At 59.1% G+C, this 3,737-nt stretch carries 2 protein-coding genes, 1 tRNA gene and 1 pseudogene; 1 reads left to right on the top strand and 3 read right to left on the bottom strand.

Features of this window, described 5'->3' with window-relative positions; all coding sequences use genetic code 11:
• Positions 1–101 precede the first annotated feature (101 nt).
• The 3 genes and pseudogenes from BMY25_RS20250 to BMY25_RS20240 all read right to left on the bottom strand — a co-directional run.
• A pseudogene (locus BMY25_RS20250) lies at positions 102–374 on the bottom strand (integrase core domain-containing protein); the annotation flags it as partial.
• The gene (locus BMY25_RS21290; protein WP_238858452.1) at positions 361–522 is read right to left on the bottom strand and encodes a hypothetical protein; all 162 of its coding nucleotides are present in this window, start codon (positions 520–522) and stop codon (positions 361–363) included. The pseudogene BMY25_RS20250 and the gene BMY25_RS21290, both read right to left, overlap by 14 nt.
• Positions 523–677: 155 nt before the next feature.
• A tRNA-Leu gene (locus tag BMY25_RS20240) sits at positions 678–762 on the bottom strand.
• A gap of 487 nt (positions 763–1,249) precedes the next feature.
• Between BMY25_RS20240 and BMY25_RS20235 the strand changes: the two genes are divergently transcribed.
• Positions 1,250–3,580 (top strand): Z1 domain-containing protein, encoded by a 2,331-nt coding sequence (locus tag BMY25_RS20235; protein ID WP_092500076.1) that lies wholly within the window; start codon positions 1,250–1,252, stop codon positions 3,578–3,580.
• Positions 3,581–3,737 lie beyond the last annotated feature (157 nt).

Genomic DNA, 3,737 nt, shown 5'->3' with positions numbered 1-3,737 from the left:
TCGACGTCTTCATGGAATTCTCCTCGTCCCGATCCCGGGATCATAAGTGGAAAATTCCAGCTCAAAACGGTCCGAATTCCTGGAGGCACGTCAGGTGCTGCTCAGGCTGTCGCACCGTCTCCTGAGCGTTTCATCAGCTCGATCGGCGTCTTATGGCCTATGGAGCTGTGGGGGCGGATCTCGTTGTAGTCTCTACGCCAAGCTTCCATTTTGGCGCGAGCGTCGTCAAGGCTCATGAACCAGTGAGTGTTCAGGCATTCGGCCCGGAATTTGCCGTTGAAGGACTCGATAAAGGCGTTGTCCGTCGGCTTGCCTGGCCGGGAGAAGTCGAGAATGACGCCTTTCTGATAGGCCCACAGGTCAAGGTCGCGGGATGGCGTCCGCATTTGGATTGTCGACATGGATCCAGGCGCGCAGTGGCCGCATGTTGATCATCACGACGGCTACGGCGAGGACGTATTCGTGGCGAGCGGCGAGGTAATCGAAGGCGAAGCGCGGCACGGGCCGGGCACGTTCCTTCATTTTCGCCCAAATAGCAGCCATCGGCCGCGAACCGAGATCGGCGTTCGCCTATTCGGCATCAACCTGACTGATCGCACGGCTGGGTTAGAGACCGTCGCGTAAGCGCGGATAGCTCAGACCAAACACTCACCACCCACGACGTTGATGACGAAGGATGGTGCGGGTGGTCGGAATCGAACCGACACTCCTTTCGGAACCGGATTTTGAATCCGGCGCGTCTACCAGTTCCACCACACCCGCACGGTGCCGAACCCCTGCGTGCAGTGCGCCTGAGGGTAGCCTGGCGCTCCTATACAGCACCTGCGGAAGATTTTCTAGATGGAAACTGCAGCCATTTTCAATCGGATTGTCAGGCTTTTAGTGGCAACTGGACGTCTCCACCCGACCGCTTCGCCGCTATCTATTTGCACCTGCGGCGCACCTAAGAAGTTTGGCACTGTCGAGCTGTGAGCGGAGGGTCGCAATTGCGAAGCCCGTATTCGGCGTACTCAGGTTGGGCTTTGCGCAATGTCGGACATGGCAACCGGTAGCGCAGGAAGGCTTATCGAAATCCTACGAATGCACGGATCCGGCACCGTGCAAAGCCCATTCCGGTCTGTCCAACACCGCTTAGCTTGGGTTGAAGATGCAGGCAAATGACGACAGTTCCACCTAGAGCGTCACAATCGTTGACAATGAACACGTGAGCGATATACACAGTTGTGATAATCGTTCACGGAGGAAGGCTATGGAGCACGATCTGGTCGGCATCAACGAAATCGCGGCAATGTCGGGAGTGAGCACGCAAGCGGTCGCCAACTGGCGAGTTCGGTCATCCGATTTCCCGCAGCCGCTCAAGGAGTTAGCCTCCGGCCCCGTATTTCGGCGCACGCAGGTCCGCGCCTGGCTCAAGCGCAACAATCGCAAACTTAACGCACTCGAGGAATCGTCCTCCTACTACCCGCGCCTCAAGAGTTTTCGGAACGACGACGAGGCCCTCTCCAACTGCATAGAGGAGATCGTGGACGAGCTCGAGAGTGCGTCCACCACCGGCGACAAGCCGGGCATGCTCCTAGGTAAGATCCAGTCGGGCAAAACGCGCGGCTTCGTCGGCGTCATAGCCAGGGCGTTCGACCGTGGCTTCGACATGGCCATCGTTCTGACTAAGGGTACGAAGACGCTCTCGGCCCAGACCGTTCGCCGTCTCGAAGGCGATTTCGCCGAGTTCATCGAGGACGACGAATTCCTTGTGGTCGACATCATGAACCTGCCGGGCACATTGCGCCGCAGCGAACTTCGCCGGAAAGTGGTCATTGTCGCCAAAAAGCAGGCTCGCAATCTCGATAAGCTGATCGAATTCATCGAGAAGCATGAGGACCTGCAGAACCGGAAGGTCCTGCTCGTAGACGACGAGGCCGACCTCGCCAGCGTTCGTTTCGTACGCAAGGCCGGCGATCCCGCGATCAACCAAGGCACCATCGCCGATCAGATTGATCAGCTCCGCGACATGACCACGGGAATCGCGTTCCTCCAAGTCACCGCTACGCCCTATTCGCTGTACCTCCAGCCCGAGGATTACGACGAGGCGAACACGAACTACGTCTTCAAGCCCAAGCGCCCGGCCTTCACCAAGCTGTTGCCGATCCATTCCGGCTACGTCGGCGGCGACGACTATTTCGGACCTTTGGAGGAAGACGATCCCCGCTGCAAGCTGATCGTCGAAGTAGCCGAGCAGGAGCAGGACGCCCTGCGCCGTCCGGACAAGCGCCGCATCAGCTCGAACAACGTGCTCGAGACCGACAACGTCTCCGGCCTGCGCCGCGCCATCATCACCTTCGTAGTGGCCGTCGGCGTCCGCCGCTGGCAGCAGCGTGAAGGCGGCGAGCGCGCGAAAAAGTACGCGATGGTGATCCACAACGACATTGCACGGGCAGCCCACGCTTGGCAGGATCAAGTGATCGACTGGATTTTCCAGGCAATCGTCGATGCTGCAGAGAACGACCCGACGCAACTGCGTCCGCTATTTGACGCGGCCTACGCCGACCTTGAGGCATCGGTGCTGGCCGATAAGGGTAAGATGCCGCCGCGCGACGACGCCTTCGATGCCTTCATCGACGCCCTGCAGAGCGACGATGTGGCGGTCGAAAAGGTGAATTCGGACACAGACGTCATGGCTCTGCTCGATGCCAATGCCGAGCTGAAGCTCCGCACGCCCTACAATATCTGGGTAGGTGGCAACATCCTCGACCGCGGCATTACGATCCCAAACCTCATCTCATTCTACTACGGGCGCAACCCCAAGACGATGCAGGCTGACACCGTGCTGCAGCACTCGCGCATGTACGGCAATCGCGAACGTCGCGACTTGGCGGTGACACGGTTCTACACGTCAAGGGCAGTCTATGACCGGCTGTACACGATCAATGCCCTTGAGGGTTCGCTCCGAAACGCCTTCGAGACGGGCGCGCATGATGCCGGCGTGGTGTTTATCCAGTCCGATGCCGGCCGGCGCGTGCGCCCCTGCGCGCCTAACAAGGTCCTGCTTAGCGCCGTCGTTGCGGTCTCGCCGAACGACATGCTGCTGCCCAGTGACTTCCAGACCAAAGGCGGTACGACGATGGCGAAGATTCAAGCCGAACTGGATCGCCTGATCAGGCCGGAATGGCGCGACAAGGAGGATTTCGTGGCCGTTGATCGCAAGACTGCCATCGATATCATCGATACCATCGAGAAGAGTATGGAATTCGACGCGGTCGAGTTCGAGTGGGATGCCATGCGCGGCTTGATCGACTATTACGCCGACGTGGCGCAGGGCGGAAACGGCAAAATCCTGATCTACGCCGAGACTGGCAGAAAGCTGTCGCGGGCGGGATCGGGTGACAAATCCGGCCGCTCGATCCTCGGCACATCCCTTCGCAGGAAGGTTCTGGGTGAGCCTCGCTCTAAGCCGGCGCTTATCTTGCTCCAGCAGGAAGGCGGCCGGGAGCTGGGCTGGACCGCGCATAAGTTCTGGTGGCCGCTCTTCGCTGCTCCGACAGATGCCGAGCCCTGCGTTTTCGCGACGAAAGTTGCTACTTGAGTTCAGTCGGGATTTGCACTCCGGCACCCTGCCCAAGAGATGATTTCATCACTGACCTATATTGACGTGCCTCCAGGAATTCGGACCGTTTTGAGCTGGAATTTTCCACTTATGATCCCGGGATCGGGACGAGGAGAATTCCATGAAGACGTCGAAG

The organism is Faunimonas pinastri (assembly GCF_900110915.1).
Taxonomy (GTDB): Bacteria; Pseudomonadota; Alphaproteobacteria; order Rhizobiales; family Afifellaceae; genus Faunimonas; species Faunimonas pinastri.
This window is presented reverse-complemented; position numbering and strand designations above follow the sequence as displayed.

Bases quoted from the DNA above. Each gene is read 5' to 3' on its own strand.
- BMY25_RS21290 (WP_238858452.1), bottom strand. From the start codon at position 522: ATGAAGGAACGTGCCCGGCCCGTGCCGCGCTTCGCCTTCGATTACCTC.
- BMY25_RS20235 (WP_092500076.1), top strand. From the start codon at position 1,250: ATGGAGCACGATCTGGTCGGCATCAACGAAATCGCGGCAATGTCGGGA.